General features: G+C 71.7%; 29 protein-coding genes. 18 read left to right on the plus strand and 11 right to left on the minus strand.

Annotated features, from left to right (window positions below; genetic code table 11):
• Nucleotides 1-56: 56 nt before the first annotated feature.
• Nucleotides 57-1,469, minus strand: coding sequence for a condensation domain-containing protein (locus Q5694_RS27570; protein ID WP_333936106.1), 1,413 nt, complete (start codon nucleotides 1,467-1,469; stop codon nucleotides 57-59).
• 343 nt (nucleotides 1,470-1,812) lie between these two features.
• Between Q5694_RS27570 and Q5694_RS27575 the strand changes: the two genes are divergently transcribed.
• The gene (locus tag Q5694_RS27575; RefSeq protein ID WP_333936108.1) at nucleotides 1,813-2,211 is read left to right on the plus strand and encodes a DUF6281 family protein; all 399 of its coding nucleotides are present in this window, start codon (nucleotides 1,813-1,815) and stop codon (nucleotides 2,209-2,211) included.
• Nucleotides 2,212-2,233: 22 nt separating this feature from the next.
• Here Q5694_RS27575 and Q5694_RS27580 read toward each other — a convergent pair whose 3' ends face one another.
• A complete protein-coding gene (locus tag Q5694_RS27580; protein WP_333936109.1) occupies nucleotides 2,234-2,842 on the minus strand; it encodes a DUF7848 domain-containing protein in 609 nt (202 codons plus the stop codon).
• Between the two features lie 154 nt (nucleotides 2,843-2,996).
• Between Q5694_RS27580 and Q5694_RS27585 the strand changes: the two genes are divergently transcribed.
• Nucleotides 2,997-3,911: a helix-turn-helix domain-containing protein gene (locus tag Q5694_RS27585; RefSeq protein WP_333936110.1), complete on the plus strand. Its 915-nt coding sequence runs from the start codon at nucleotides 2,997-2,999 to the stop codon at nucleotides 3,909-3,911.
• Nucleotides 3,859-3,972, plus strand: a complete 114-nt coding sequence (locus tag Q5694_RS27590) for a DUF397 domain-containing protein (protein WP_333936190.1) — start codon at nucleotides 3,859-3,861, stop codon at nucleotides 3,970-3,972. Before Q5694_RS27585 ends, Q5694_RS27590 begins: the two co-directional genes overlap by 53 nt.
• 1 nt (nucleotide 3,973) lies before the next feature.
• Here the strand turns inward: Q5694_RS27590 and Q5694_RS27595 are convergent, their stop codons facing one another.
• The 3 genes from Q5694_RS27595 to Q5694_RS27605 form a co-directional block, all read right to left on the minus strand.
• On the minus strand, nucleotides 3,974-4,318 hold the full coding sequence (locus Q5694_RS27595; RefSeq protein ID WP_333936111.1) for a hypothetical protein: 345 nt from the start codon (nucleotides 4,316-4,318) through the stop codon (nucleotides 3,974-3,976).
• Nucleotides 4,315-4,920, minus strand: coding sequence for a DUF6232 family protein (locus Q5694_RS27600; protein WP_333936112.1), 606 nt, complete (start codon nucleotides 4,918-4,920; stop codon nucleotides 4,315-4,317). Before Q5694_RS27600 ends, Q5694_RS27595 begins: the two co-directional genes overlap by 4 nt.
• A gap of 120 nt (nucleotides 4,921-5,040) precedes the next feature.
• A complete protein-coding gene (locus tag Q5694_RS27605) occupies nucleotides 5,041-5,361 on the minus strand; it encodes a PLD nuclease N-terminal domain-containing protein (RefSeq protein WP_333936113.1) in 321 nt (106 codons plus the stop codon).
• 67 nt (nucleotides 5,362-5,428) lie between these two features.
• Between Q5694_RS27605 and Q5694_RS27610 the strand changes: the two genes are divergently transcribed.
• Together Q5694_RS27610 and mqnP are read left to right on the plus strand one after the other, a co-directional pair.
• The gene (locus Q5694_RS27610; protein ID WP_333936114.1) at nucleotides 5,429-6,880 is read left to right on the plus strand and encodes a menaquinone biosynthesis decarboxylase; all 1,452 of its coding nucleotides are present in this window, start codon (nucleotides 5,429-5,431) and stop codon (nucleotides 6,878-6,880) included.
• A complete protein-coding gene (gene mqnP, locus Q5694_RS27615; protein ID WP_333936115.1) occupies nucleotides 6,877-7,779 on the plus strand; it encodes a menaquinone biosynthesis prenyltransferase MqnP in 903 nt (300 codons plus the stop codon). The genes Q5694_RS27610 and mqnP overlap by 4 nt, the downstream gene beginning before the upstream one ends.
• Here the strand turns inward: mqnP and Q5694_RS27620 are convergent.
• Entirely contained in the window at nucleotides 7,769-8,371 is a 603-nt protein-coding gene (locus tag Q5694_RS27620; RefSeq protein ID WP_333936116.1) for a rhomboid family intramembrane serine protease, read from the minus strand. The two genes, mqnP and Q5694_RS27620, sit on opposite strands and share 11 nt — an antisense overlap.
• A gap of 115 nt (nucleotides 8,372-8,486) precedes the next feature.
• Between Q5694_RS27620 and Q5694_RS27625 the strand changes: the two genes are divergently transcribed.
• From Q5694_RS27625 to Q5694_RS27665, 9 genes are all read left to right on the plus strand, one after another.
• Entirely contained in the window at nucleotides 8,487-9,149 is a 663-nt protein-coding gene (locus tag Q5694_RS27625) for a UbiX family flavin prenyltransferase (RefSeq protein ID WP_333936191.1), read from the plus strand.
• A 62-nt stretch (nucleotides 9,150-9,211) separates the two neighbouring features.
• On the plus strand, nucleotides 9,212-9,667 hold the full coding sequence (locus Q5694_RS27630; protein WP_333936117.1) for an Lrp/AsnC family transcriptional regulator: 456 nt from the start codon (nucleotides 9,212-9,214) through the stop codon (nucleotides 9,665-9,667).
• Between the two features lie 81 nt (nucleotides 9,668-9,748).
• Nucleotides 9,749-10,912, plus strand: coding sequence for an aminofutalosine synthase MqnE (gene mqnE / locus Q5694_RS27635; protein WP_333936118.1), 1,164 nt, complete (start codon nucleotides 9,749-9,751; stop codon nucleotides 10,910-10,912).
• Nucleotides 10,913-10,981: 69 nt separating this feature from the next.
• Nucleotides 10,982-11,632, plus strand: coding sequence for a UdgX family uracil-DNA binding protein (locus Q5694_RS27640; protein ID WP_333936119.1), 651 nt, complete (start codon nucleotides 10,982-10,984; stop codon nucleotides 11,630-11,632).
• A 16-nt stretch (nucleotides 11,633-11,648) separates the two neighbouring features.
• A complete protein-coding gene (locus tag Q5694_RS27645) occupies nucleotides 11,649-12,173 on the plus strand; it encodes a GNAT family N-acetyltransferase (protein WP_333936120.1) in 525 nt (174 codons plus the stop codon).
• A 92-nt stretch (nucleotides 12,174-12,265) separates the two neighbouring features.
• Complete coding sequence (locus Q5694_RS27650) at nucleotides 12,266-12,565, plus strand: DUF4229 domain-containing protein (protein WP_333936121.1); 300 nt, start codon at nucleotides 12,266-12,268, stop codon at nucleotides 12,563-12,565.
• Between the two features lie 143 nt (nucleotides 12,566-12,708).
• Entirely contained in the window at nucleotides 12,709-12,810 is a 102-nt protein-coding gene (locus tag Q5694_RS27655; RefSeq protein ID WP_333936122.1) for a putative leader peptide, read from the plus strand.
• 67 nt (nucleotides 12,811-12,877) lie between these two features.
• The gene (locus Q5694_RS27660) at nucleotides 12,878-14,191 is read left to right on the plus strand and encodes a dicarboxylate/amino acid:cation symporter (RefSeq protein ID WP_333936123.1); all 1,314 of its coding nucleotides are present in this window, start codon (nucleotides 12,878-12,880) and stop codon (nucleotides 14,189-14,191) included.
• Between the two features lie 94 nt (nucleotides 14,192-14,285).
• The gene (locus tag Q5694_RS27665) at nucleotides 14,286-14,951 is read left to right on the plus strand and encodes a TetR/AcrR family transcriptional regulator (RefSeq protein ID WP_333936124.1); all 666 of its coding nucleotides are present in this window, start codon (nucleotides 14,286-14,288) and stop codon (nucleotides 14,949-14,951) included.
• On the opposite strand, the gene Q5694_RS27670 is transcribed toward Q5694_RS27665, so the two are convergent.
• A complete protein-coding gene (locus Q5694_RS27670; protein WP_333936125.1) occupies nucleotides 14,939-15,787 on the minus strand; it encodes a MaoC family dehydratase in 849 nt (282 codons plus the stop codon). The genes Q5694_RS27665 and Q5694_RS27670 overlap by 13 nt on opposite strands.
• Nucleotides 15,787-17,094, minus strand: a complete 1,308-nt coding sequence (locus Q5694_RS27675; RefSeq protein ID WP_333936126.1) for a 3-oxoacyl-ACP reductase — start codon at nucleotides 17,092-17,094, stop codon at nucleotides 15,787-15,789. Before Q5694_RS27675 ends, Q5694_RS27670 begins: the two co-directional genes overlap by 1 nt.
• A 105-nt stretch (nucleotides 17,095-17,199) precedes the next feature.
• On the opposite strand from Q5694_RS27675, the gene Q5694_RS27680 reads away from it, so the two are divergent.
• The 3 genes from Q5694_RS27680 (at nucleotide 17,200) to Q5694_RS27690 (ending at nucleotide 21,862) form a co-directional block, all read left to right on the plus strand.
• Complete coding sequence (locus Q5694_RS27680; protein WP_333936127.1) at nucleotides 17,200-18,489, plus strand: acetyl-CoA C-acetyltransferase; 1,290 nt, start codon at nucleotides 17,200-17,202, stop codon at nucleotides 18,487-18,489.
• 229 nt (nucleotides 18,490-18,718) lie between these two features.
• Nucleotides 18,719-20,635, plus strand: a complete 1,917-nt coding sequence (locus tag Q5694_RS27685) for an AMP-dependent synthetase/ligase (RefSeq protein WP_443040952.1) — start codon at nucleotides 18,719-18,721, stop codon at nucleotides 20,633-20,635.
• Between the two features lie 135 nt (nucleotides 20,636-20,770).
• Nucleotides 20,771-21,862, plus strand: a complete 1,092-nt coding sequence (locus tag Q5694_RS27690; RefSeq protein ID WP_333936131.1) for a sugar ABC transporter substrate-binding protein — start codon at nucleotides 20,771-20,773, stop codon at nucleotides 21,860-21,862.
• A 76-nt stretch (nucleotides 21,863-21,938) separates the two neighbouring features.
• Here Q5694_RS27690 and Q5694_RS27695 read toward each other — a convergent pair whose 3' ends face one another.
• The 3 genes from Q5694_RS27695 to Q5694_RS27705 form a co-directional block, all read right to left on the minus strand.
• Nucleotides 21,939-22,592: a class I SAM-dependent DNA methyltransferase gene (locus Q5694_RS27695; protein WP_333936132.1), complete on the minus strand. Its 654-nt coding sequence runs from the start codon at nucleotides 22,590-22,592 to the stop codon at nucleotides 21,939-21,941.
• An 11-nt stretch (nucleotides 22,593-22,603) separates the two neighbouring features.
• Nucleotides 22,604-23,026 carry a hypothetical protein gene (locus Q5694_RS27700; RefSeq protein ID WP_333936133.1) on the minus strand — a complete coding sequence of 141 codons (423 nt, stop codon included), beginning with the start codon at nucleotides 23,024-23,026 and terminating at the stop codon, nucleotides 22,604-22,606.
• Nucleotides 23,027-23,229: 203 nt separating this feature from the next.
• On the minus strand, nucleotides 23,230-23,433 hold the full coding sequence (locus Q5694_RS27705) for a cold-shock protein (protein WP_003974443.1): 204 nt from the start codon (nucleotides 23,431-23,433) through the stop codon (nucleotides 23,230-23,232).
• A gap of 352 nt (nucleotides 23,434-23,785) precedes the next feature.
• Here Q5694_RS27705 and Q5694_RS27710 point away from each other — a divergent pair, with 352 nt between their 5' ends.
• The gene (locus tag Q5694_RS27710) at nucleotides 23,786-24,634 is read left to right on the plus strand and encodes a menaquinone biosynthetic enzyme MqnA/MqnD family protein (RefSeq protein ID WP_333936135.1); all 849 of its coding nucleotides are present in this window, start codon (nucleotides 23,786-23,788) and stop codon (nucleotides 24,632-24,634) included.
• Nucleotides 24,635-24,689: the final 55 nt, after the last annotated feature.

Raw genomic sequence — 24,689 nt, forward strand, 5'->3', positions numbered from 1 at the left:
CCTGCCCTGCGGCACGGGAACCGGCCTTCGCCGTACGCGCGGTGCCGGGTGGACCCTCACCGCCCGGAGCGCGGGGCGTGGTCCGCGACGGAGACGACGATGTCGCGCAGCCGGTCGGTGTACAGCCGCAGGTTCTTGTGGGCCACGTCCGTGTCGGGGTGGCGGGCGGCGAACCACAGGCCCTCGTGGAGGCGGGTGAGCCAGGCGCAGACCTGGTCGCCGTAGGAGACCCGGATCAAGCCGTAGGCGTTGCGCTCGGTCCACAGCGTGGAGTCGGGAGTGTCGCGGGCGTCGGCGAAGGACACGATGGAGTACATGTCCGGGGAGGTGGGCCGGAAGTCCGCGCCGAGGAGCCGCAGGACCCGGGCGAGCGGCATGCGGGCCAGCGGCCGGGTGGCGTGCAGCGCGGCCCGTACGGTCTTCAGCACCTCGGGGAAGCCGGACGTCCCCGCGACGGGCACCTCGATGGGCGCGCCCCCGACGTACCAGCCCACGGAGTCCGAGTACGCGGACTTGGCCCGGGTGTGGAAGGGCACCACCGTGCGGTAGACGGGCTCGCCGCCGATCTCGTGGACGATCAGGGCCGTCGCCGCGAGGATGCCGACCAGGGAGCCGCCGTAGGGACGGCAGTACGCCTCGAACGCGGCGGCCGTCTCCGCGTCGACGAGCATCTCGCGCATCAGCTTCTGGGCGGGCAGCCCGCCGCCCGGCTCCAGCCCGAGGTCCACCGGGAAGCTCGGCAGCCGCCCGTCGCAGCGGTGGATGAACTCCCGCCAGCGGGCGACGATCTCGTGGTCCGCGTCGATGCTGTCGGCGTTCGCCCGCTCGGCCTCGCAGAAGTCGACGTAGCTGCTCACGGGCGGCTGCTGCGGGGCGTGCCCGGCGAGGTGGGCGGCGTACAGCTCGTGCACCTCGGCGGGGATGCGGTAGATCGAGAACGCGTCGACGTTGCTGTGGTCGAAGGCCATGTAGACGCTCGTGGAGTCGTCCCGGACGACGGCCGTGTAGATCAGGTTGGGCCAGCGCAGCGCGTCCGCCGTGGTGTCGAAGCGGTCCTGCAGGTGCTGGGCCAGCTCCACCGGGTCGGTGAACTCCCCGGCGTCCTCGCGGTGCAGCGCCACGGCGTCGGCGTCGAGGGTGAAGCGGCGCAGCGAGTCCCCGGGGCCGCCGGCCCAGCGGAAGCCGCTGCGCAGCGTCTCGTGCCGCAGCGTCCAGTCGCGCAGCGCCTCGCCGAGCGCGTCCAGGTCGGCCCGGCCCGGCAGGTCGAAGGCCGCGCCGATCCAGGTCGGCACGAACAGGCCGTCGTCGCGCACGGTGCGTGCCGTGCGCAGGTGGGACTCCTGGATGTAGGCGGGCGGCCTGGAATCGTCCGGGAGGGCCTTGGCCGTCGCGACGGTCGCCGGACTGAGCGTCCATTCGACGAGCCGTCCGGGCCGGACGTCGCAACGCTGGATGTCAGTCATTCGCACGGGGCGTCTCCGTTCGCAGTTGGGACAGACCCGACCAAGGGAATGCCGACGAAGCCACCGCTCACACCGGGTGTCGCCGCTTTTCCATGGAACGGATGGCACCTCGAACGGCGATACGGGCTCCGAGCGGGGTGCGACGTTGACGTATCGGCCGATTCCTCCGATCAGCGGACCGGTGTGCGGCGCCGGGCCCGCGGCCCGCGCGACCGGCGGACGCCCCGGCCCCGCTTGGCGATCGCAACCCCCCGCGGAAGCCGAACGTCCCACCGCCCCCACGCGTCTTCGTCATGTGTCCGAAGCGACAGGAGCCCCGGCTCCAGGAGGAGGCGCGACGATGAAACCGGTGAAGAGGCCGATCCTGCCGGGGGCGGTGCTCGCGGTAGCCGCCGCCCCCCTGGTCGCCGGCTGCGCCCCGTCGCCGTCCCCGGCGGGCGGTGCGCAGCCCGAGGCGTCCTGCGCGTACGTCGTCGAGTACGGCGGCCGCAGCTATCTCGGCGGCGAGGAGACCGAGGTGCCCGTGGGGGAGCCGCTCGGCACCGCCACCCTCCCGGCGTGTGACGACACCCCGAACGACGGCGGCGACGGGCAGGGCCCGGCCTCCGTGACGGCGTTCACCGTGCGGGGCGTGGACCCGGCCGTCGCCGTCGCGGTGGCCGAGGACGCCGGTACGTACCGCCTCGTCGTCGCCGACTCCGACCAGAAACTGCCGCCCGAACTGAGGAAGTTGCTCGACGGGCCCTGACGGCAGTCTCATCCCCGGGGCGTCAGCCCTTCCGCTCCAGCACCGCGTAGTCGGCGAAGCAGCGGCGGTAACGCAGGTGGCGGGTCTCCTGGGTGTGCCTGCGCTGCCACTCCTCGACCTCGGCCGGCGCCGAGCGCACCCCGGAACCGGCCCCGCAGTCCGCCTCCTCGCCCGAGACGCAGCGCGCCTCGTACTCGGGCAGGGCGGACGGGTCCTGCACGATCGTGTATGGCACGTACCGGAAGACCCGCCGGCCGGGCACCGCCTCCCCGCCGTGCTCCTCGCGCTGGTGCCGGCGCAGCAGCACGTCGGCGTCCGTCACCGCGCTGCCGTCGAACGCGGCCCGCGCCCGGCCCCGGCGCAGGTCCAGCTCCTCGCACACCGCGCACCCCCGCACCGGCAGCGGAGGCCGTGCCGGGTCGGCCGGCAGCCCCTCCCTGGACCGGTCGTTGACCGCCCGCACCCCCGCGCTCAGCCGCTCGTCCGACGTCGCCGGCCTGATCCTCCCCGGATCCGCCTGCCACTCCCGGCCGCCGCCGACCGGGCGCAGCATCACATACGGGCCGGTCCTGTCCTGGTACGCGCCGACCTTGTTCGTCTGCGGGTCGTAGACGAGCGTTCCCGGTTCCATTCCGTGCACCTCCGTCACTCTGGGTGTACCGAGCGTTGCGCAGGGGAACGGTCCGGATCAATGCTTTGCGTGTGACACCGGTGCACTGTCACGGAGGGGGGAAGCCGTGGGTCGACGCAGCGGCGGGACGGAGTCGGGGGCGAGCACGGCGGCCGTGTTCGGCGAGGTGCTGCGGCACTTCCGCGAGGCGGCGCTGCTCACGCAGGAGGGCTTGGCGCGCCAGATTCCGTGCGACCGTTCGCACGTGGCGCGGGTGGAGGCGGGCACGAGGGTTCCGCAGGACACGTTCGCCAAGACCTGCGACGAACTGCTCGGCACGGGTGGGGTGTTGCTCCGGCTGTGGGGCCGGATCGACTGGTACCCGCAGGTGGAGCATCCGGATTGGTTCGAGCGCAGGGCGCGCATGGACGCGGAGGCGGTGGCCGTCCGCGCCTACCAGACGCAGGTGATCCCGGGGCTGTTGCAGACACCCGGATACGCGACCGCGCTGTTTGGTCGCCGCCTCCCGGACTCCCAGGACGTAGCGGAACGGGTCCGGGCTCGACTGAGTCGCCAGCAACGCTTCGTCGTCGAGGGCGGCCCGTTCTACCTCGTGGTGCTCGACGAAAGCTGCCTGCGGCACATGGTCGGGGGGCCGGAGGTCATGAGGGACCAGTGCGAGCACCTGCTGGCCGTGGGGCGGCTGCCCAACATCCGCGTACAGATCGCACCGTTGGACCGCCCGGAGATCGACCGCCCCGACACCTCTCTGTCGTTGATCGAGCTTCCGGGCGGCGAACGCTGGGTCTACTCGGAATCGCTCGACCGGGGCCACTTCAGTGATGATCCGGCCGTCTTCGCGCAGCACATGCGCTCTTATGATGTGCTCAGAGCGGACGCCCTGTCAGCACCTCAGTCCGCTGCTCTGATCAGCGACGTGAGGGAAGGGTACGAGGCCCATGACCAGCCATCAGCTGCGCGCGGCGACCTGGATCAAGAGCAGCCACAGCGGCGCCAACGGCGGGGACTGCATAGAAATAGCCCCCGGTTTCCCCGACACCGTGCCCGTCCGCGACAGCAAGGACCCTGACGGGCCGGTCCTGGTCGTCGGCCGGTCCGCCTGGTCCGCGTTCGTCGGTTCCGTGCGCTGACCTACTGCCCGCCCAGCATCTGCAGGATCCGGTTCGCGGCCTCCGCCACCGGCTGCCCCACCGCCCCGACGGCCGCGGCGATCGCCGCGACGGCCATCAGCGCGCGGTGCCGCTCGGCCGGCGGCGCCGCGTCCGCGGCCAGCACCGGCAGGGACTCGTCGATGAGCTGCACGCTGGGCTGCGGCAGCTGCTCCCGCAACTCGCGCACGCCCTGGAGGAGTTCGGCCAGGGCCAGCCGCAGGGCGGGGTCGGTGCCGGTACCCGTCCCGTTCTTCACGATGCCCGTGTTGCCGCTGCCGCCGTGCATCGAGACGTTGTCGCCGTAGTAGTAGTTGTTTCCGCTCATGCCGCGATCCCCACGTTCCCGCTGCCGCCGTACATGTTGACGTTGTCCCCGAAGTGGTAGTTCGTGGGCGAGCTGATCGTCAGCCGCTCCACGGTCACCCGGAACTCCGTGTCCGGGTTCTCGAGGGCGCCGGCCACGTAGCCCACGAGCTGGTCCAGGTGCTGGGGGTTGTGACTGGTGACCATCGCCGTGGACGGGCCGGCCGTCTCCACCGCGAGGACGTAGTGGGACTGGGCCGTGAGCACCGAGAGCATGTCGACGAAGAAGTAGATCAGCGCCGCGCCCGCCACGAGCCACACGAAGGTGAGGAGACCGCTCGCCGTGGACTCGTCGGCGAGGACGGTCAGGCCGGCGACGATCGACAGGCCCACCGCCGCGGCCAGGGTGATGCCGGTGCGGGCGAGGAAGCGGACGACCGCCTCCTTGCGCTTGGGGTGCAGGGTGAACGTGTACACCCGGGCGATGTTGCGCAGCGGGTAGGCCGCGGCGCCGACCCATAACAGCCCCTTGGCGACCCGTAGTTCGACATCGGTGACGGACCGGGGCGGCATCGCGGGCGGGGGTGGCACGTCGTACTGGCCCGGTGGCTGCTGTGTCTCCATGTGATCCCCCTGAGCGCCGGCGTGTGCGGTGTGGCAGCCGTGACTGCGTGGACACCATTGACGACGATGCGTGTCCCGAGGGCAAGTGGTTTCACCACCCCGGGCGGGGGTCGGGACGGGTCAGGACTCGTCCGGGCGCCGCGGGTCCTCGTCCTTCTTCTTGTCCTCGTCGAGGGACTTCAGGAAGTCGGGATTGTCGTCGGGGGCGACCCATTGGCGGGAGCGGCCCGCGCGGGCGCCGGACCAGCCGTCGGCGGCCGGGCTGCGCCTCTTGCCGGCGATCAGCCAGGAGATCGAGCCGACCAGCGGGAAGAGGAGCACCAGGATCGCCCACAGCGGCTTGGGCATGTGGCGGATGTCGTCGTCCTTGGTGCTGATGCAGTCGATGAACGCGTACACGCTCAGCGCCAGCGGCACGAGGAACATCAGTACCCGGAGCATGCGCGGCCTCTCAGCAAAGCGGTGGGTGGTTCCAGGCCAGCGTAGCCGCTCGGGGATACTGGACCCCATGGCTTACGACGATCTTCGCTCCCTGCTCAGGGCGCTGGAGCGCGAGGGCGACCTCAAGCGCATCAAGGCCGAGGTGGACCCGTACCTGGAAGTCGGGGAGATCGTCGACCGGGTGCAGAAGTCCGGCGGCCCGGCGCTGCTCTTCGAGAACGTGCGCGGGTCGCGCATGCCGCTCGCGATGAACGTGTTCGGCACGGACCGCCGGCTGCTGAAGGCCCTGGGCCTGAAGTCGTACGCGGAGATCTCCGAGCGGATCGGCGGGCTGCTGAAGCCCGAGCTGCCGCACGGGTTCGTCGGTGTGCGCGAGGCCTTCGGCAAGCTCGGCGCGATGACGCACGTGCCGCCGAGGAAGGTGAAGGACGGCCCCGTGCAGGAGGTCGTCCTGACCGGGGACGACGTGGACCTGAACCAGCTCCCGGCCCTGTTCACCTGGCCCAAGGACGGCGGGTCCTTCTTCAACCTGGGGCTCACCCACACCAAGGACCCCGAGACGGGCGTGCGCAACCTGGGCCTGTACCGGCTCCAGCGGCACGACAGGCGCACGATCGGCATGCACTGGCAGATCCACAAGGACAGCCGCAACCACTACCAGGTGGCGGCCCGGCGCGGTGAGCGGCTGCCGGTCGCCATCGCCTTCGGCTGTCCGCCCGCCGTGACGTACGCCTCGACCGCGCCGCTGCCCGGGGACATCGACGAGTACATGTTCGCCGGGTTCCTCGCGGGCAAGCGGATCGAGATGGTCGACTGCAAGACCGTTCCCCTGCAGGTGCCCGCCCAGGCCGAGGTCGTGATCGAGGGCTGGCTGGAGCCGGGCGAGATGCTGCCCGAGGGGCCCTTCGGCGACCACACGGGCTTCTACACGCCGCAGGAGCCCTTCCCGGCGCTGAAGATCGACTGCGTGACGATGCGCAAGCGGCCGCTGCTCCAGTCGATCGTCGTCGGCCGGCCGCCGACGGAGGACGGGCCGCTGGGCCGCGCGACGGAACGCTTCTTCCTGCCGCTGCTGAAGATCATCGTGCCGGACATCGTGGACTACCACCTGCCGGAGGCGGGCGGCTTCCACAACTGCGCGATCGTCTCGATCGACAAGAAGTACCCCAAGCACGCGCAGAAGGTGATGCACGCCATCTGGGGCGCACACATGATGTCGCTGACCAAGCTGATCGTGGTCGTCGACTCCGACTGCGACGTGCACGACCTGCACGAGGTGGCCTGGCGGGCGCTCGGCAACACGGACTACGCCCGTGACCTGAGCATCGTCGAAGGCCCCGTCGACCACCTGGACCACGCCTCCTACCAGCAGTTCTGGGGCGGCAAGGCCGGGATCGACGCGACGAAGAAGTGGCCCGAGGAGGGTTACACGCGCGACGGCGGCTGGCCCGACATGGTCGAGTCGGACCCGGAGACGGCGGCGAAGGTGGACCGCCGCTGGAAGGAGTACGGGCTGTGACCTCCGCTTCCGCCGCGATCCCGCAGCCGGGACGCACGAAGGCCTTCCTGCGGCTGGTGATGATCGAGCACTCGGTCTTCGCGCTGCCCTTCGCCTACATCGCCGCCCTCACGGCGATGTACGAGTGGGACGAGAACATCCACTGGGTCAGGCTGCTGCTCGTCACCGTCTGCATGGTGGGGCTGCGGACCTTCGCGATGGCCGTCAACCGGATCATCGACCGGGAGATCGACGCGCGGAACCCGCGCACCGCGCAGCGCGAGCTGGTGACCGGCGCGATGTCGGTCAAGCACGCCTGGACGGGAGCGCTGATCGCCCTGGCCGTCTTCCTGGGCGCGGCGGCCCTGCTGAACCCGCTCTGCCTGGCCCTGGCCCCCGTCGCCGTGATCCCGATGGTGGTCTACCCCTACGGCAAGCGGTTCACGAACTTCCCGCAGGCCATCCTCGGTCTCGCCCAGGCGATGGGCCCGATCGGCGGCTGGCTGGCGATCTCGGGCTCCTGGTCCTGGGACGCGGTGATCCTCGGTCTCGCCGTCGGCATCTGGATCGGCGGCTTCGACCTGATCTACGCCTGCCAGGACGTGGAGACCGACCGCGAGATCGGCGTCAGGTCCGTCCCGGCGCGCTTCGGCATCCCGGCGGCGATCCGGGGCGCCCGGGTCTGCCACGCCGTGACGACGGCCCTGTTCGTCTGGTACGGCCTGGCCACCGGCGCGGGCGCCTTCTTCTGGCTGGGGCTGCTGATCGTCGCCGGAGCCTTCGTCTACGAGCACTCCATCGTCCGCCCGCACGACCTGTCCCGCCTGAACCGGGCGTTCTTCAGCGTCAACGGCTTCATCGGCATCGCCCTGTTCGTGTGCGCGCTGCTCGACCTGCTGGTGCGCGGCCTCACCGTGTGAGCGCGGGCGGCGCGGGGCGGCGGCGCAGGACGAACGCCGCCGCCACGCCCGCCAGCAGGCCCAGCAGATGGCCCTGCCAACTGACGCCCGTCTGCGTCGGGGCCAGGCCCGCGAGGATCGAGCCGCCCCAGATCGCGGCGATCAGCACGCCGGCGACGATGCCCAGCGGGCGGCGCTCCACGAAGCCGCTGACCAGCAGGAAGCCGAACAGGCCGAAGACCAGGCCGGAGGCGCCCGCCGTGTTGGTGTGGTCCGGGGATATCAGCCACACGCCCAGGCCGTCGGCGACCACGACCAGCGCGCAGACCAGCAGGAAGCGGCGGATCCCCGAGAGCGCGGCCAGGAAGCCCAGCACCAGCAGCGGCAGGGTGTTCGCCAGCAGATGCGCGAAGCCGAAGTGGACGAACGCCGACGGGACGACGTCGACCAGCTCCGACGGCTCGCGCGGGGTGATCCCGAAGCGGTCCAGCGAGTGACCCGTCACCGCGTCCACCGCTTCCAGCAGCCACAACAGCGCGATCCAGGCCGCCATCAGCCTGCCCGCGGCCAGCGCGCGGTCGCCCCTGGACCACCCGGCTCCGGCATCCGACATGGCGACCCCCAGTGCTCGCTCGTCCCCTCCGTGCAACGGCCCGCCCCCCTGGGCCGGTTCCCACCTGCCGACGCCGGATAGGCTCGGTGTCGTGAACCCAGTCAAGCCAGGCGAGATGCCGCGTACGCCTTGGATCGTAGGGGTGTCCGGCGCCTCGGGCACTCCGTATGCCGCCGCCGTGCTGCGGGCCCTGATCGCCGCGGGCGAGAGCGTCGACCTCGTGGTCTCCCGGGCCTCCCGGCTCACCCTGCTGGACGAGACCGGGATCTCCTTCCGGGACGCACACTGGCAGTCCGACCTGCGTGCATGGCTCTCCCGGGGCGCCGACGGCAAGCCGGGCACCTTCTCCGTCGACCTCGACGCCGTACGGCACTGGAGCGCCGGCGACCTGGCCGCCGGTCCCTCCTCGGGGTCGTACCCCACCAAGGGCATGCTCATCGTGCCCGCCTCGACGGCGAGTGTGGCGGGGGTCGCGCTCGGGCTGTCGAAGGACCTGCTGCAGCGGGCGGCGAGCGTCACCCTGAAGGAGGGACGCAAGCTGATCGTGGCCGTGCGGGAGACCCCGCTGAACGGCCAGACCCTGCGGCACCTGGTCACGCTGGACGACGCGGGCGCGATCGTCGTACCGGCCTCACCCGCCTTCTACGCGGGGGCGACGCACATCCAGGACCTGGTGGACTTCGTCGCCGGACGCGTACTCGACGCGGCGGGCGTGCCGCACGGGCTGTATCGCCGTTGGCAAGGTGAGCTCGGCGGCGGGGCGCAGCGCGCCGACTGAGCACGACCGAACTCCGAACCCCTCGGACACAACCACAACTTCAGCGGAAGGCTTCGATCGCAATGGACGCGGTGGACAGGCAGCTCATCCAGGCCCTGAGGGAGAACGGCCGGGCCTCCTACGCGGAGCTGGGACGCCTCGTCGGGCTGTCGGGACCCAGCGTCACCGACCGCATCAACCGGCTGGAGGCGGCCGGGGTCATCACCGGCTACCGGGCCACCGTCGACGCCGCCTCGCTCGGCCTCGGCGTCACCGCCCTCATCGGCATCTCGCTCTCCGACGCCACCGACCACGAGGACGTGGCGCAGCGGCTGAAGGACCTCTCGGAGATCGAGGACTGCTGGTTCATCGCGGGCGACGACTCGTACATGCTCAAGGTGCGGGCGGCGGACGTGGACGGGCTGGAGAGGATCATCCGGCGGCTCAGCGGGATCGAGGGCGTCTCCCGGACCCGCACGACGATCGTGCTCTCCACGAAGTGGGAGAACCGGGTCGGGGAACTGCCGGACGAGGTGTAGGGCCGCGGGGCCGTTCGGGGGCGCCTCCGGCCCGAAAGGCGGGGGCGTAACGTTGGGTCGTCGTCGTAGAAAGGTGTGGGCATGGATCTCGGGCTCAAGCGCGAGCTGGAGGAGAAGGTCAGGGCCGGTGAGCGCCTGACCCGTGAGGACGGCATCGCGCTGTACGAGTCGGACGACCTGGCCTGGCTCGGCGGCCTGGCGCACGAGGTGCGCACCCGCAAGAACGGCGACGTCGTGCACTTCAACGTCAACCGTCACCTCAACATGACGAACGTGTGCACGGCCTCCTGCGCGTACTGCTCCTTCCAGCGCAAGCCGGGGGAGAAGGACGCGTACACGATGCGCATCGAGGAGGCCGTCAAGCTCGCGAAGGCGATGGAGTCGGAGAACCTCACCGAGCTGCACATCGTCAACGGGCTGCACCCGAACCTGCCGTGGCGCTACTACCCGCGCTCCCTGCGGGAGCTGAAGGCGGCGCTGCCGGACGTCTCCCTGAAGGCCTTCACGGCGACGGAGATCCACCACTTCGAGACGATCTCGGGAATGAGCGCGTCCGAGATCCTGGACGAGCTGATCGACGCGGGTCTGGAGTCGCTGACCGGCGGCGGCGCGGAGATCTTCGACTGGGAGGTCCGGCAGCACATCGTCGACCACCGCACCCACTGGGAGGACTGGTCCCGCATCCACCGGCTCGCGCACGAGAAGGGCCTGAAGACCCCCTGCACGATGCTGTACGGGCACATCGAGGAGCCCCGGCACCGGGTGGACCACGTGCTGCGGCTGCGCGAGCTGCAGGACGAGACCGGGGGTTTCCAGGTCTTCATCCCGCTGCGGTACCAGCACGACTTCGTCGACATGCAGGACGGCAAGGTGCGCAACCGCCTCCAGGCCCGCACGCAGATGGCGACGGGGGCGGAGGCGCTGAAGACCTTCGCCGTGTCGCGGCTGCTGTTCGACAACGTGCCGCACGTCAAGGTCTTCTGGGTCATGCACGGGGTGCAGACGGCGCAGCTCGCGCTGCAGCACGGCGCGGACGACATGGACGGGTCGGTCGTCGAGTACAAGATCACGCACGACGCGGACAACTACGGGACGCCGAACAAGCTGACGCGTGAGGATCTGCTGGACCTGATCCGTGACGCCGGGTTCCGGCCGGTGGAGCGGAACACGCGGTACGAGATCATCCGGGAGTACGACGGGCCCGACCCCTCGCTTCGCGATGCGCCGCAGGCCATGCGGGTGTGAGTGCGGCATTCCGCGTGTGGGGGTCGCTCGCGCAGTTCCCCGCGCCCCCGAGGTGGGTACCCGGAGGGCATGGTTGCCACCGGGGCGCCGGAAGACGCGTATACCGCTGAGCCGTTCGTTCCCGAACGCGGCGGCCTTCCCGCTCTGCGGAGGGCCGCTGCCGGGTGCCGGGGGTGTCCGCTGCACCGGGACGCCACCCGGACCGTGTTCGGGGCCGGGGACAGGGACGCCCGGGTCATGCTCGTCGGGGAGCAGCCCGGGGACCAGGAGGACCGGCAGGGGAAGCCGTTCGTCGGGCCGGCCGGGAAGCTGCTCGACCGGGCGCTGGCCGAGGCCGGCATCGACCCGGGCGAGGCGTACGTCACCAACGCCGTCAAGCACTTCAAGTTCACACAGGCCGAGCCGCGCAAGCGGCGCATCCACAAGGCGCCGACCCTGCGGGAGATGACCGCGTGCGGGCCGTGGCTGGCCGCCGAGCTGGCGGTCGTGGAGCCGGAGCTGATCGTCGTGCTGGGGGCCACCGCCGGGAAGGCGCTGCTCGGGTCCTCCTTCCGGGTCACGCAGGTGCGCGGGACCGTGCTGGAGGCGGAGATCCACGGCCGGCCCGAGCGGCTGGTGCCCACCGTGCACCCCTCGGCGGTGCTGCGGTCGGACGACCGGGAGGCGGCCTACCAGGGGCTGGTGTCGGACCTGAAAGTGGCGGCCCGAGCCCTGTCGTAATAGCTAGAATCCCGGCATGCCCCTTACCTTCACCCTCGATCCCGCCGTCACCCCGGAGCTGCGGGACGGCATCCTCGACCTGTGGGCCGACGTCTCGAACGCCGGGGGAGCGGTCGGGTACGTGCCGCCGGTGACGCGGGAGGAGATCCGGCCCGCGCTGGTCAGGCACTTCGCGTCGATGGCGGAGGGGCAGGTCACGCTGCTCGTCGGGCACGACGAGGAGGGGCGGGTCGCGGCGACCGCCTTCCTGACCCTCAACACCCACCACCTGATGACCCACTGGCTGTGGCTGTACACGGTGATGGTGCACCCGCGTCACCAGGGCAAGGGGTACGGCCGCGACCTGCTCGCCGCCGCCGCGGACGCGGCCCGGGGGATCGACGGGATCGAGGCGATCCGGCTGACCTGCCGGGGCGGGCTGGGGCTGGAGCGCTTCTACGCCGCCTGCGGGTACAAGGAGGTCGGCCGTATCCCCGGGGCGATCCGGGTGGCGCCCGGGGACGACCGGGACGACGTCGTGATGCTGCTGCCGCTGGGCTGACCCCCGTGCCCGGACCGGGCGCCGGGCGTGCTTCACTGGACGGTGCCCGTTTGGGTGCGTTCTGGCCGTTCGAATCGGAAGAGTGGATTGAGATGCTCCGCTACACGCTGATGCGCCTCGGTGTCTTCGTGGGCTGCCTGGTGGTCGTCTGGGGCGCCGTCTACTCGGGCCTCGCCCCGCGCGGCCTCGGCGACAGCAACGGCCTGTGGATCGTCCTGCTCGCCCTGCTGATCTCCGCGCCGATCAGCTTCGTCGTGCTGCGCAAGGAGCGTGACCGGGCGTCCGTCCAGGTCGCGCAGCGGGTGGACCGGATGAAGGCCAACCTGGACGCCAACCGCAGCCAGGAGGACGTCGCCGACGACACCGCACGGGCCCAGGGGCAGGCCACCTAAGGCTCCCTCTCCCTCGGCGTGCAGCGCCCCGTTCCCGTCCCCGTACGGAAACGGGGCGCTTTGCCTTGTATGGGTATGTGTGTCCCGTCACCTCTCAAAGCCAGGCTTTGGGGTCCTCAAAGCTCCGGTGTTAAGGTCGCTGTATGACGTCAGCAGTCGTGCCCTCTTCACCCCCGAGCGTTCCGCTCGTGGCGCGGCTGCACGTGGATCTCTGTCGGTGCGCGTCCGCTTTCTGTCGTCCCTGACGTAACGCAACACCCCGTCGTCCCCACGTCAGCTCCCCCCTACGCGTCCCCCCAACGGAGTCAGTCCGTGTCCTCACACACGAAGTCCTTCAAGGTGCCCTTCTGGGCCCAGATACTCGCCGGTCTCGTCCTGGGTGTGCTGCTCGGCTGGCTCGCCCGCAGTCAGGACCTGTCCTGGCTGGTCACGACCCTGGAGAAGGTCGGCGACATCTTCATCGGCCTGCTGAAGCTGGCCGTCGCCCCCCTCGTCTTCTTCGCGATCCTGGTGTCGATCACCAACCTGCGGAAGGTGAACAACGCGGCCCGCCTGGCCTCGCGCACCCTCCTGTGGTTCATGATCACCTCGCTGATCGCGGTCAGCATCGGCCTGGTCATCGGCCTGGTCACCAACCCGGGCTCGGGCACCGGGCTCACGCCGAAGGACGGCGCGAAGCCCGAGCACACCGGCTCGTGGATCGACTTCCTGACCGGCATCATCCCCACCGACGTGATCACGCCGTTCACCGAGCTGAACGTGCTGCAGATCGTCTTCATGGCCGCCGTCGCCGGTATCGCCGCCCTCCAGCTCGGCGAGAAGGCCCAGCCGATCCTCGCCCTGAGCGAGTCCGTCCTCAGCCTGCTGCAGAAGGCCCTGTGGTGGGTCATCCGGCTAGCCCCGATCGGCACGATCGGCCTCATCGGCTTCGCCATCGCCACCTACGGCTGGGACCTGATCGGCAAGTACGCCACCTTCACCGCCGACATCTACATCGGCTGCCTCCTGGTGATGTTCGGCGTGTACCCGCTGCTGCTGGCCACGGTCGCCAAGGCCAACCCGGTGCAGTTCTTCAAGGGCGCCTGGCCCGCCATCCAGCTGGCCTTCGTCTCCCGCTCCTCGGTCGGCACCATGCCGCTGACGCAGAAGGTCACCGAGCGCCTCGGCGTGCCGAAGGAGTACGCCTCCTTCGCGGTGCCGTTCGGCGCCACGACCAAGATGGACGGCTGCGCCGCGATCTACCCGGCCATCGCCGCGATCTTCGTCGCCCAGATCTTCGACATCCAGCTGGGCGTCGGCGACTACCTGCTGATCGCGTTCGTCTCGGTGGTCGGCTCGGCCGCCACGGCCGGTCTCACCGGTGCGACGGTCATGCTGACCCTGACCCTGTCCACCCTCGGCCTGCCGATGGAGGGCGTGGGCCTGCTGCTCGCGATCGACCCGATCCTCGACATGATGCGCACCGCGACCAACGTCGCCGGCCAGGCGCTGATCCCGGTGCTGGTGTCCGCCCGGGAGAACCTGCTCGACCGTGACGCCTACGCCACGGCCGACGGCTCCTCGCTAGACGAGGAGCCGGTCGACGAGCCGCGCGACAGCACGGAGCGCGTCCCCGCCGCCGCCTGACACCTCGGGTGAGGTGACGCGTGGAGGGCCCCCGGGCGGACCCCGGCCGGAGAACCGGCCTGGGCCCGCCCGGGGGCCCGTACGCTTGTGCCCCATGGGTGCCGTGAAGACCAAGCGGATGCCGCGTGCGGTCCGTGAGCAGCAGATGCTGGACGCCGCCGTGCAGATCTTCGGCCGGCGGGGGTACATGACCGCGTCCATGGACGAGGTGGCCGAAGTCGCCGGTGTCTCCAAGCCCTTGGTCTACCTGTACCTCAACTCCAAGGAAGACCTCTTCACCGCCTGCATCCGCCGTGAGGCCAAGGCCCTGGTGGAGGCGGTGCGGGCCGGGGTCCGCCCGGAACTGCCCGCCGACCGGCAGCTGTGGGAAGGCCTCGGCGCGTTCTTCGCGCACACCGCCGAGCACCCCGATGCCTGGTCGGTGCTGCACCTCCAGGCCCGCACGCACGGCGAGCCGTTCGCCGCCGAGGTCAGCGCGATGCGCGCCGAGATCGTCGCCTTCGTGACGCAGCTGATCCTCGCCGCGGCCCGTGAGGCGCACCGCGACCCCGACCTGCCCGAGCGTGAGGTCGCCGGGCTCGCCGAGGCCCTGGTCGGCGCCGCCGAGTCGCTCGCTGCCTGGGCCAACGCCACCCCGGGCGTCACCGCCCGCCAGGCCGCGGCGACCCTGATGAACTTCGCCTGGGCCGGGCTCGGCGACCTCATGGCGGGCCGCCCCTGGTCACCGCCCCAGGAGCAGCCGGAATCTCACGCCGGGTAGACGTCCCCCGTCAGGTGCAGCCGCTCCCGCGCATCGCGCAGCTCGAACCGGCCGCCCTTCGCCGCGTACGTCACCGTCCCCGGGAGCAGCACCGGCGCCCGGAACTCAGCCCGTACCGAGCAGCGGTCGGGCGTACCGTGGGCGGCCAGGCAGCGGGCCACCGTCCACATGCCGTGCGCGATCGCCCGCGGGAAGCCGAACAGCCGCGCGGTGAGCGGGTGGAGGTGGATGGGGTTGCGATCGCCCGAGGCGGCCCCGTAGCGGCGCCCCACGTCCCCGGCGAGGCGCCACTCCGCCACGGTGGGCAGCGGCTCGCGCTCCTCCTCCCGCGCGGGCCCGGGCGTCCGCGCCACCGGGTGGCGGGCCAGGTAGGTGCTCCGGGACTCCCACACCAACTCCCCGCCGTGACGCATCCCGGTGACGACGACGGCCTCGGTGCCGCGCCGGTGCGGGGACAACGCCTCGACGTGAACGGAGAGTTCGTAGCGCCCGGTGGCGGGCAGGGAACCGTGCCGCGAGACGCCGATCGACGTGTGCACCAGGCCCGGCAGCGGCAGCGGGAAGTCCCGCCCGCTCATCAGCCGCATGGCCAGCGGGAATCCGAGGACGTGCGGGTAGGTCACCGGAAGCGCGTCGTCCCCGGTCGGGAACCCGCACACCCGCTCGTACGCCGCCAGGCGCGCGAGGTCCACCCGCAGGTGGGGCAGGACCAGCCGGGTGCGTGGGAACGGGGCGTCCGGCGAGGGCCGTTTGAAGGGGGAGAGCAGGGCGCCGCGCACCAGGAGCGGGGCGAGGGGCGGGGGCGCGGGCAGGACGAGGTCGGTGGTGCCGGTCATCACGCCCCCAGCAGGCTCTGGCCGCAGACGCGGACGACCTGGCCGTTGACCGCGCCCGACGCCGGGTGTGCCAGCCAGGCCGTGGCCTCGGCGACGTCGGCCGGCAGGCCGCCCTGGGCGAGGGAGTTCATCCGCCGGCCCGCCTCCCTGATGAACAGGGGGATCGCGGCCGTCATCCTCGTCTCGATGAAGCCGGGCGCGACCGCGTTGACCGTCACGCCGTGCTCGGCGAGCGCCCGCGGGGCCAGCGAACGGACCAGGCCGACCACACCGGCCTTGCTGGCGCCGTAGTTGGTCTGGCCCGCGTTGCCCGCCAGGCCCGCGATCGACGCCGTCGCGACGACCGATCCGCCGCGCCGCAGCGCTCCGGCCTCCAGCAGGGCGTCCGTGGTGCGCAGCACGCTCGCCAGGTTCACCTCCAGCACGGAACTCCAGCGCTCGGCGGGCATGTTCACCAGCCGCCGGTCCCGGGTGATGCCCGCGTTGTGAATGAGCACGTCCAGGCCGTCCGGGAGGGCCTCGGCGATCCGGGCGCCCGCGTCGGCGGCCGTGATGTCGAGGGGGAGCGCGGTGCCGCCGAGCCGGCCGGCCACGCGCCGGGCGTCCTGCCCGGCCTGCGGCACGTCGAGCACGACGACGTGGGCGCCGTCCCGCGCGAGCGTCTCGGCGACGGCCTCGCCGATGCCGCGGGCCGCGCCGGTGACCAGGGCGGTACGGCCCGCCAGGGGACGGTCCCGGTCGAGGGCGGCGGGTGCCTCCTGCGGCGCGCCGATCTCGATCACCTGCCCGCTCACGTAGGCCGACTTCGGCGACAGCAGGAACCTCAGCGTGGACTCGGCGGCCGGGGCGTCGGTCAGCCTGACCAGGTTGACCGTCCTGCCCCGGCCGATCTCCTTGCCGAGGGAGCGGGTGAAGCCCTCCAGGGCCTGCTGGGCGGCGGCCTGGTGGTGGTCGGCGGCATCGAGCGGCGCGCCGAGCACCACCACGCGGCCGCTCGGGACGACCGACCGCAGGGCCGGACGCAGCGCCGCGTGCACCTCCGCCAGCTGGTCGACGTCCCGCACCCCGGTCGCGTCCAGCACGACGGCGGCCGCCCGGTCCGGGCCGGCCGGGCCGAGTCCCGCACGGGCGAGGACCGGGGCCGCGTCCAGCGTGGACCGGCCGGCCGTGAGCAGGCGCAGGCCGCCCTCCAGGACCGGGTGTTCGGGGGACCAGCGGGCCAGCGGCGCGGGCTGCGGCAGCCCGAGCCGGCGGGTGAGGAAACGGCCGGGCGCGGTACCGGTGAAACGCAGATAGCGGTCGGCCATGGACGACTCCCGGATCCCAGTGACGGCTCTGAACGCCCGGACGGGCTTACTCTGAAGTAAGGTTACCGGAGGTAAGGCTACGTCACGGACGAGGAGCAGGTCGACATGAGCCCCCGGCAACTGGCCCCTTCGGTACGGCGCGTGGCGATCATCGGCGGCGCCCGCATCCCCTTCGCCCGCTCCGACGGCCCCTACGCCACCGCCTCCAACCAGCAGATGCTCACCGCCGCCCTGGACGGCCTGGTCCAGCGGTACGGCCTGACGGAGCCCGGCTCCGTCGGCGAGTTCGTCGCCGGGGCGGTCCTCAAGCACAGCCGCGACTTCAACCTCGCCCGCGAGACCGTCCTCGGCTCGGCCCTGGACCCCCGCACCCCCGCCTACGACATCCAGCAGGCCTGCGGCACCGGACTCCAGGCCGTCATCGCCGCCGCCAACAAGATCGCCCTGGGCCAGACCGACTCCGCGATCGCGGGCGGCGCCGACACCGCGAGCGACGCCCCCCTCGGCGTCAACGACTCCCTGCGCCGCTTCCTGCTGGAAGCCCGCCGGGCGAAGACGTGGGGCGGACGGATGAAGGCCCTGGCGAAGGTGCGCCCCGGGCACCTCGTCCCCGACATCCCGCGCAACGCCGAGCCGCGCACCGGGCTGTCCATGGGCGAGCACGCCGCCGTCACCGCCCGCGCCTGGGGCATCGGCCGCCGGGCCCAGGACGAACTCGCCGCTGCCAGCCACCAGCGGCTGGCAGCCGCGTACGAACGCGGATTCTTCCAGGACCTGGTGGTGCCCTTCCGCGGCCTCGACCGCGACCAGAACCTGCGCCCCGACTCGACCGCGGAGAAACTCGCCGCGCTCAAGCCGGTGTTCGGCCTCGACCACCCCGGACCGACCATGACCGCCGGCAACTCCACACCGCTGACGGACGGGGCCGCGACCGTGCTGCTGGCGAGCGAGGACTGGGCACGGGAGCGCGGCCTGGAGCCGCTCGCCTATCTGGCGGCGTACGAGACGGCGGCCGTCGACTTCGCCGGCGGGGACGTGGCGGGCGGCGAGGACGGACTGCTCATGGCACCCGCCCACGCGGTCCCGCGCATGCTGGAGCGCGCCGGGCTGGCCCTGGCCGACTTCGACCTCGTCGAGATCCACGAGGCGTTCGCCTCCCAGGTGCTGGCCACCCTCGCCGCCTGGGAGAAGCACGGCCTCGGCACGCTGGACCGCGCCCGCCTGAACGTCGCCGGCTCCTCCCTCGCCACCGGGCACCCCTTCGCCGCCACCGGCGCCCGGATCGTGGCCACCCTCGCCGCACTCCTGGCCGAACGGGACGCCCCCGCCCGGGGGCTGATCTCGGTGTGCGCGGCGGGAGGGCAGGGCGTGACGGCCGTACTGGAACGTGCCTGAACCGCGCGTCCGCACCGGACCTGAACAACCCTCACGTAACCCCCGAGCATGCACAGGCCCGGCTCCGGACCATCTCCGAACCCGCACAGACCCGCCACGTGAGCGCCGTACGATCCCGTTCCCAGCGTCAGCAACCCCCTCGGGGGCCGCGCCGGTTGAGCGCCTCGGCGTGCGAGGCACGTAACTCATGCAGCAAGCAGTCGCCCGCTGCACGCCCCAGGAGCCGCCCGTGTCCACTGCCTCTTCCTCCTCCGCCCACGACGACGTCTACGGCGGGCCGGTGCTGGTCGAACCCGAGGTGCGGCGGCTGGACGGGGCGGTGCGCGAGGCGTCCGTACCGCCGCTCGCACCGCCGTGGACGCACGGGTCGCTCGCCGACCTGCCGTTCGACAACGCGAGCACCGACCCGGGAGCGGTCGCCCTCAGCCGCAAGGACGCCGAGGGGCGGTGGAGCGACGTCACCGCCGGCGAGTTCGCCGCCCAGGTCATGGCCGTGGCGAAGGGGCTGATCGCCGAAGGGCTCGCGCCGGGGGACCGGATCGCCGTGATGGCCCGCACGATCTACGAGTGGACCGTCCTGGACTTCGCCGCCTGGGCGGCCGGACTGGTCACCGTGCCCGTCTACCCCACCTCATCGGTGTTCCAGGCCCGCTGGATCCTCCAGGACTCGGGCGCGGTCGCCCTGGTCACCGAGACCGCCGCCCAGGCCGCCGCCCTCGGCCCCGAGCGTGAACGCCTGCCCGACCTCAGGCACCTGTGGATCGTCGAGAAGGGCCACGTGGACCGGCTCGCCGAGGCCGGAGCACGCCTGACCGACCAGGAGGTCGAGGTGCGCCGCGGCATGCTCGGCCCCGACACCCTGGCCACCCTCGTCTACACCTCGGGTACCACCGGCCGGCCCAAGGGCTGCGCGCTCACCCACGGCAACTTCTTCGCCCAGGTCGACAACGCCATCGAGTTGCTCTACCCGGTCTTCCGGGCCAGGACCAGCGAGGAGGCATCGGTCCTGCTGTTCCTGCCCATGTCGCACGTCTTCGGCCGCATGGTGGCGATCGCCTGTGTCCGGGCCCGCGTCCGGCTGGGCCACGCACCCAGCATCAAGGCCCAGTACCTGCTTCCGGACCTGCAGAGCTTCCGGCCGACCTGCCTGCTGGCCATCCCCTACATGCTGGAGAAGGTGTTCAACTCCGCCCGCGCCAAGGCCGAATCGGCCGGCCGGGCCGCGACCTTCGACCGCGCGGCGGCGGTGGCGCAGCGCTACGGCGAGGCCGTCGAGGCCCGCCAGACGGGCGCCGGCCCCGGCCCCACCCGCGCCCTCAAGGCCGCCCGGGCCCTGTACGACCCGCTGGTCTTCCGCCGGCTCCGCAACGCCATGGGCGGCCGGGTCCGCTACGCCATCTGCGGCGGCTCACCCCTCGGCCGCCGCCTCGCCGCCTTCTACGCCGGAGCCGGCATCGAGATCTTCGAGGGCTACGGGCTGACGGAGACCACGGGCGCCTCCACCGTGACCCCGCCCCTCAAGCCCCGTCTGGGCACGGTCGGGTGGCCGCTGCCCGGCACCCGCGTGCGCATCGCCGCCGACGGCGAGATCCTCGTCGCCGGCGACCACGTCCTGCGCGGCTACTGGGACCCCCGGGCCGGGGGTGTCGTCCCCGCCGCCCCCGACGGCTGGCTCGCCACCGGCGACCTCGGCGCCCTGGACGACGAGGGCTACCTCACGATCACCGGCCGCAAGAAGGAACTGCTGATCACCGCGGGCGGCAAGTCCGTCGCCCCGGCGCCCCTGGAGAACTGGCTGCGCTCCCACCCGCTGATCTCCCAGTGCCTCGTCCTGGGCGACGGCCGCCCCTACGTCACCGCCCTCATCACCCTCGACCCGGACGGGATCACCCACTGGCGCCGGATGACCGGCAAGCACCCCGTACCGCCCACCCTCCTGGCCGACGACGAGGACCTGCGCGCGGTCCTGCAGCGCGCCGTCGACGAGGCCAACAAGATGGTCTCCCGCCCCGAGTCGATTCGCCGGTTCGCCGTCCTGCCCGTGGACTTCACCGAGGAGGCGGGCCATCTGACCCCCTCCATGAAGCTCCGCCGGGAAGCCGTCCTGCGCGACTTCGCCGCCGAAGTGGAGGGCCTGTACACGTAGATGGCACTTTTGCGAGGTCTTCACACGTGGTTGTTGACGACGCACCGTGCCGCCCCGTTGGCTTTCTGCCACCGCGCCTCGACGCCCCCACGGAAGGCACCATCAGTGATATCCCGCAACACCCGCCGGACCTCTGTGCGACCCGTCGCCATGGCCCTGGCGGCCGCCCTGGCGGCCGCGCCCCTCACCGCCTGCGGCGGCGACGCGAGCGAGGACGCCGCCGCCGCGAAGGGCGACGACATCACGGTGGGCCTGCTGCTGCCCGACAAGGACACGGCGCGCTTCGAGAAGTTCGACCACCCCCTGATCAAGCAGGAGGTCGAATCCCTCACCGACGGCCGGGGCACGGTCCGTTACGCCAACGCCGAGGCCGACGTCTCCAGACAGAGCCGGCAGTTCCGGCAGCTGGTCGCCGACAAGGTCGACGTCATCCTGGTCGACGCGGTCGACTCCAAGGCCATCGCGCCGGACGTGCGCAAGGCCAAGGCGGCCGGCATCCCCGTCATCGCCTACGACCGCCTGGCCGAGGGGCCGATCGACGCCTACGTCTCCCACGACAACGAACTCGTCGGCCAGGTGCAGGGCCGCGCGATCGTCGGCGAGCTCGGCGACAAGGCCGAGAAGAGCAAGGTCGTCATGATGAACGGCGACCCCGCCGACCCCAACACCGCCCGCTTCAAGGACGGCGCCCTCGGCGAACTCCAGGGCCAGGTCCAGATCGTGCAGCGCTACGACACCAAGGAGTGGAAGCCGGCCATCGCCAAGGCGAACATGCGCAAGGCGATCAGGACGGTCGGACTGAACGACATCGCGGCGGTCTACTCCGCCAACGACGGTATGGCGGGCGCCGTGATCGAGGCGCTGAAGGAGGCCGGGGCCACGAAGATCCCGCCCGTGACCGGGCAGGACGCCAACCTCGACGCCGTGCAGCGGGTCGTCTCCGGCGAGCAGTACATGACCGTGTACAAGTCCTTCCTGCTGGAGGCGACGAACGCGGCGAAGATCGCCGTCGCCAAGGTGCAGGACCGCTCGATCGAGTTCGCCGCGCTGACCCGCGAGACGGTCGACAGCCCGACCCGGCGGAACATCCCGTCGATGCTCGTCCCGGTGGTCGCCCTGACCAAGGACAACATCAAGGAGACGGTGATCACGGACGGCGTGTACACGGTGAAGGACATCTGCACGGCCCCGTACAAGGCGGACTGCCGGGCGATCGGTCTGGAGTAGGCGGAGCGGGGGCCGGACCGGGGCCGGGCGAGCAGCGGGGCGGCCTTCGGGGCCGGGTTCTCCGGGGGTGGCCGGCTCACGGCTCCAGCGGCCTGCGGGCGACGACGGACGCCTGGGGGACCGGCTCGCCCTGGGCCTCGTCCGGTGCCCGCACCGTCGTGGAGCGGACCGTGAGACCGGCGTCGGCCAGCAGCGCGGCGACGTCCTCCGGCCGGCGGCGCAGGAAGGTCAGCGAGACCCGGTGGCCGAAGGCCTCCTCGTAGTGACGGGGCTCGTCCCCGAACTGGAAGCCCAGCAGCAGGTGCCCGCCGGGTCGCAGTACGCGGTGGAACCCGGAGAACAGGGCGGGTAGTTGCTCGTCGGGCGTGTGGATGGTCGAGTACCAGGCCACGACCCCGTCGAGCGAGGAGTCGGGCAGGTCCAGCTCCAGCATCGAGCCCTGCTCGAACCGCAGCCCCGGGTGCTCGCGCCGGGCGATCGCCAGCATGGACTCCGACAGGTCCAGGCCGGACATCGACAGCCCCCGCGACGCCAGGTAGGCGGTGACCCGCCCGGGCCCGCACCCCAGGTCGACGACCCGCCCGCCCTCACCGACCAGCTCCGCGAACGCGTCGAGCTGGCACCGGTCCAGCACCACGGCCGTGTGCGGCTCCCGGAACTGCACGGCGTAGTCCTCGGCGACGGCGTCGTAGAAGGTACGGGTCGCGCTCACGAAGTCCGCATCGGCCATGCCCCGGGACCCTACCCGGCCTGCTCGCCCCGAGGCGGCCGGTCCCCCGCTCCCCCGGGCGAGGGCGGGTCGCCGTGCTCCCCGCGGGGCTTGTCGGGCCCGTGTTTCTCGGGTGACGGTGGGTCGTCGTGCGTCTGGGGGGAGGGTGGGTCGTCGTGCGTCTCGGGGGAGGGCGGGTCGGTGTGCTTCCCGGGCGGCTTCTCGGGCACGCGCTCCCCGGGTGACGGCCGGTCGCCGTGCGTCCCGGGCGAGGGCCGGTCGCCGTGCTCCCCGGGAGGCGGCTGGGTACTGCGCTCCAGTCGCTTCCGGTCCGCCCCGATTCCGGCCCCCGCTCCGATCGCCGTGCCGAAGCCCAGGCCGACTGCGAGTCCGAGGCCGAGGTCGTCGAAGACGGTCATACCGAGGGCGAGTCCCACGGCCGTACCGATTGACATACCGGCCGACAGTCCGAGCGGCACCCCGACCGGGCCGGGCCCCTCGGCGGCAGTCCCACCCTCTTCCCCACTGTTCTCCGGAGCTTTCCCCATCCGCTCATCCTCCCACGGGAGGAATTCGCCCGGAATTCACCGAACGGCGGCGGCTGGAAAGGGCAGGAGCCCCGTCGCCTGACGGCGCGGGGCTCCTTGGGTACTGCTGATCAGACCGGGGTGACGTTCTCAGCCTGCGGGCCCTTCGGACCCTGCGTGACGTCGAAGGACACCTGCTGGTTCTCCTCCAGGGACCGGAATCCCTGCGCATTGATCGCGGAGTAGTGGACGAAGACGTCGGGGCCGCCGCCCTCCTGGGCGATGAAACCAAAGCCCTTTTCGGCGTTGAACCACTTCACGGTTCCGGTAGCCATAAGCCCTCCTTGGGCTCAAAAGGGTTGCCCTGCTCCAGAACCAGCAAGTGTGAAGATGAATTCTGCACAAGTGCATATGTCTGAGAATGACGAGAGCCCGCGGTCACATGCTCCGCAGGCTCTGTACTGCAAGGGAAACCAAACTGCAACTTGCGACGAGCCTAGCACGCGGGACCCGGAATGCAATAGGGGTCAAGATCACGTCACCCGAATGTTTGAACATCCCGGGCCGACTGGCCGAGAACACATGATCGGCCGCCCCACCCCGCCGGCGGAGCCGACCGGCGCCCGGCCCGCGCCTTCCCCGGGGCCCGCGCGCCGGGTCGTGCGCCCCGAGGGCTAGCCTCACGATGTGGACAATCCTCGCACCCGGCCGCGCGTCGGCCACATCCAGTTCCTGAACTGCCTGCCCCTCTACTGGGGGCTCGCGAGAACGGGCACGCTCCTCGACTTCGAGCTCACCAAGGACACCCCTGAGAAGCTCAGCGAGAAGCTGGTGCAGGGCGATCTCGACGTCGGTCCGGTCACCCTCGTCGAGTTCCTCAAGCACGCCGACGACCTGGTCGCCTTCCCCGACATCGCCGTCGGCTGCGACGGCCCGGTGATGTCGTGCGTGATCGTGTCGCAGGTCCCGCTCGACCGGCTGGACGGCGCCCGCGTCGCCCTCGGGTCGACCTCCCGCACCTCCGTCCGGCTCGCCCAGCTGCTCCTCGCCGAGCGCTACGGCGTCCAGCCGGACTACTACACCTGCCCGCCCGACCTGAGCCTGATGATGCAGGAGGCGGAGGCCGCCGTCCTCATCGGAGACGCGGCCCTGCGCGCCAACATGCTCGACGGTCCGCGCTACGGCCTGGACGTGCACGACCTGGGCGCCCTGTGGAAGGAGTGGACGGGCCTGCCGTTCGTCTTCGCGGTCTGGGCGGCGCGCCGCGACTACGCGGAGCGCGAGCCGGTCATCACGCGCAAGGTGCACGAGGCCTTCCTGGCCTCCCGCAACCTCTCCCTGGAGGAGGTCGGCAAGGTCGCCGAGCAGGCCGCCCGCTGGGAAGCCTTCGACGAGGAGACCCTGGCCCGCTACTTCACCACGCTGGACTTCCGCTTCGGCGGCCCGCAACTGGAGGCGGTCGCCGAGTTCGCCCGCCGGGTCGGCCCCACGACCGGCTTCCCCGCGGACGTGAAGGTGGACCTGCTCCAGCCGTGAGCCGTCCGGCCCCCCGGCGCCACGCTGCCGGGAGCGCAGGCGCGGGGACCGCGAC

Origin of the sequence: Streptomyces sp. AHA2 (assembly GCF_036857595.1) — a bacterium.
Classification (GTDB): domain Bacteria; phylum Actinomycetota; class Actinomycetes; order Streptomycetales; family Streptomycetaceae; genus Streptomyces.

Excerpts from the sequence above, each read along its gene's own strand:
- Q5694_RS27670 (WP_333936125.1), bottom strand. The coding sequence starts at position 15,787 with ATGACCGGCACCACCGACCTCGTCCTGCCCGCGCCCCCGCCCCTCGCC.
- Q5694_RS27655 (WP_333936122.1), top strand. The coding sequence starts at position 12,709 with ATGACGTCAGCAGTCGTGCCCTCTTCACCCCCGAGCGTTCCGCTCGTG.
- Q5694_RS27645 (WP_333936120.1), top strand. The coding sequence starts at position 11,649 with ATGCCCCTTACCTTCACCCTCGATCCCGCCGTCACCCCGGAGCTGCGG.
- Q5694_RS27605 (WP_333936113.1), bottom strand. The coding sequence starts at position 5,361 with ATGCTCCGGGTACTGATGTTCCTCGTGCCGCTGGCGCTGAGCGTGTAC.
- Q5694_RS27630 (WP_333936117.1), top strand. The coding sequence starts at position 9,212 with ATGGACGCGGTGGACAGGCAGCTCATCCAGGCCCTGAGGGAGAACGGC.
- Q5694_RS27595 (WP_333936111.1), bottom strand. The coding sequence starts at position 4,318 with ATGAGCGGAAACAACTACTACTACGGCGACAACGTCTCGATGCACGGC.
- Q5694_RS27695 (WP_333936132.1), bottom strand. The coding sequence starts at position 22,592 with ATGGCCGATGCGGACTTCGTGAGCGCGACCCGTACCTTCTACGACGCC.
- Q5694_RS27665 (WP_333936124.1), top strand. The coding sequence starts at position 14,286 with ATGGGTGCCGTGAAGACCAAGCGGATGCCGCGTGCGGTCCGTGAGCAG.
- Q5694_RS27675 (WP_333936126.1), bottom strand. The coding sequence starts at position 17,094 with ATGGCCGACCGCTATCTGCGTTTCACCGGTACCGCGCCCGGCCGTTTC.
- Q5694_RS27700 (WP_333936133.1), bottom strand. The coding sequence starts at position 23,026 with ATGTCAATCGGTACGGCCGTGGGACTCGCCCTCGGTATGACCGTCTTC.
- Q5694_RS27625 (WP_333936191.1), top strand. The coding sequence starts at position 8,487 with ATGCCGCGTACGCCTTGGATCGTAGGGGTGTCCGGCGCCTCGGGCACT.
- Q5694_RS27640 (WP_333936119.1), top strand. The coding sequence starts at position 10,982 with ATGGTTGCCACCGGGGCGCCGGAAGACGCGTATACCGCTGAGCCGTTC.
- Q5694_RS27680 (WP_333936127.1), top strand. The coding sequence starts at position 17,200 with ATGAGCCCCCGGCAACTGGCCCCTTCGGTACGGCGCGTGGCGATCATC.
- Q5694_RS27650 (WP_333936121.1), top strand. The coding sequence starts at position 12,266 with ATGCTCCGCTACACGCTGATGCGCCTCGGTGTCTTCGTGGGCTGCCTG.
- Q5694_RS27580 (WP_333936109.1), bottom strand. The coding sequence starts at position 2,842 with ATGGAACCGGGAACGCTCGTCTACGACCCGCAGACGAACAAGGTCGGC.
- Q5694_RS27600 (WP_333936112.1), bottom strand. The coding sequence starts at position 4,920 with ATGGAGACACAGCAGCCACCGGGCCAGTACGACGTGCCACCCCCGCCC.
- mqnE (WP_333936118.1), top strand. The coding sequence starts at position 9,749 with ATGGATCTCGGGCTCAAGCGCGAGCTGGAGGAGAAGGTCAGGGCCGGT.
- Q5694_RS27610 (WP_333936114.1), top strand. The coding sequence starts at position 5,429 with ATGGCTTACGACGATCTTCGCTCCCTGCTCAGGGCGCTGGAGCGCGAG.
- Q5694_RS27705 (WP_003974443.1), bottom strand. The coding sequence starts at position 23,433 with ATGGCTACCGGAACCGTGAAGTGGTTCAACGCCGAAAAGGGCTTTGGT.
- Q5694_RS27620 (WP_333936116.1), bottom strand. The coding sequence starts at position 8,371 with ATGTCGGATGCCGGAGCCGGGTGGTCCAGGGGCGACCGCGCGCTGGCC.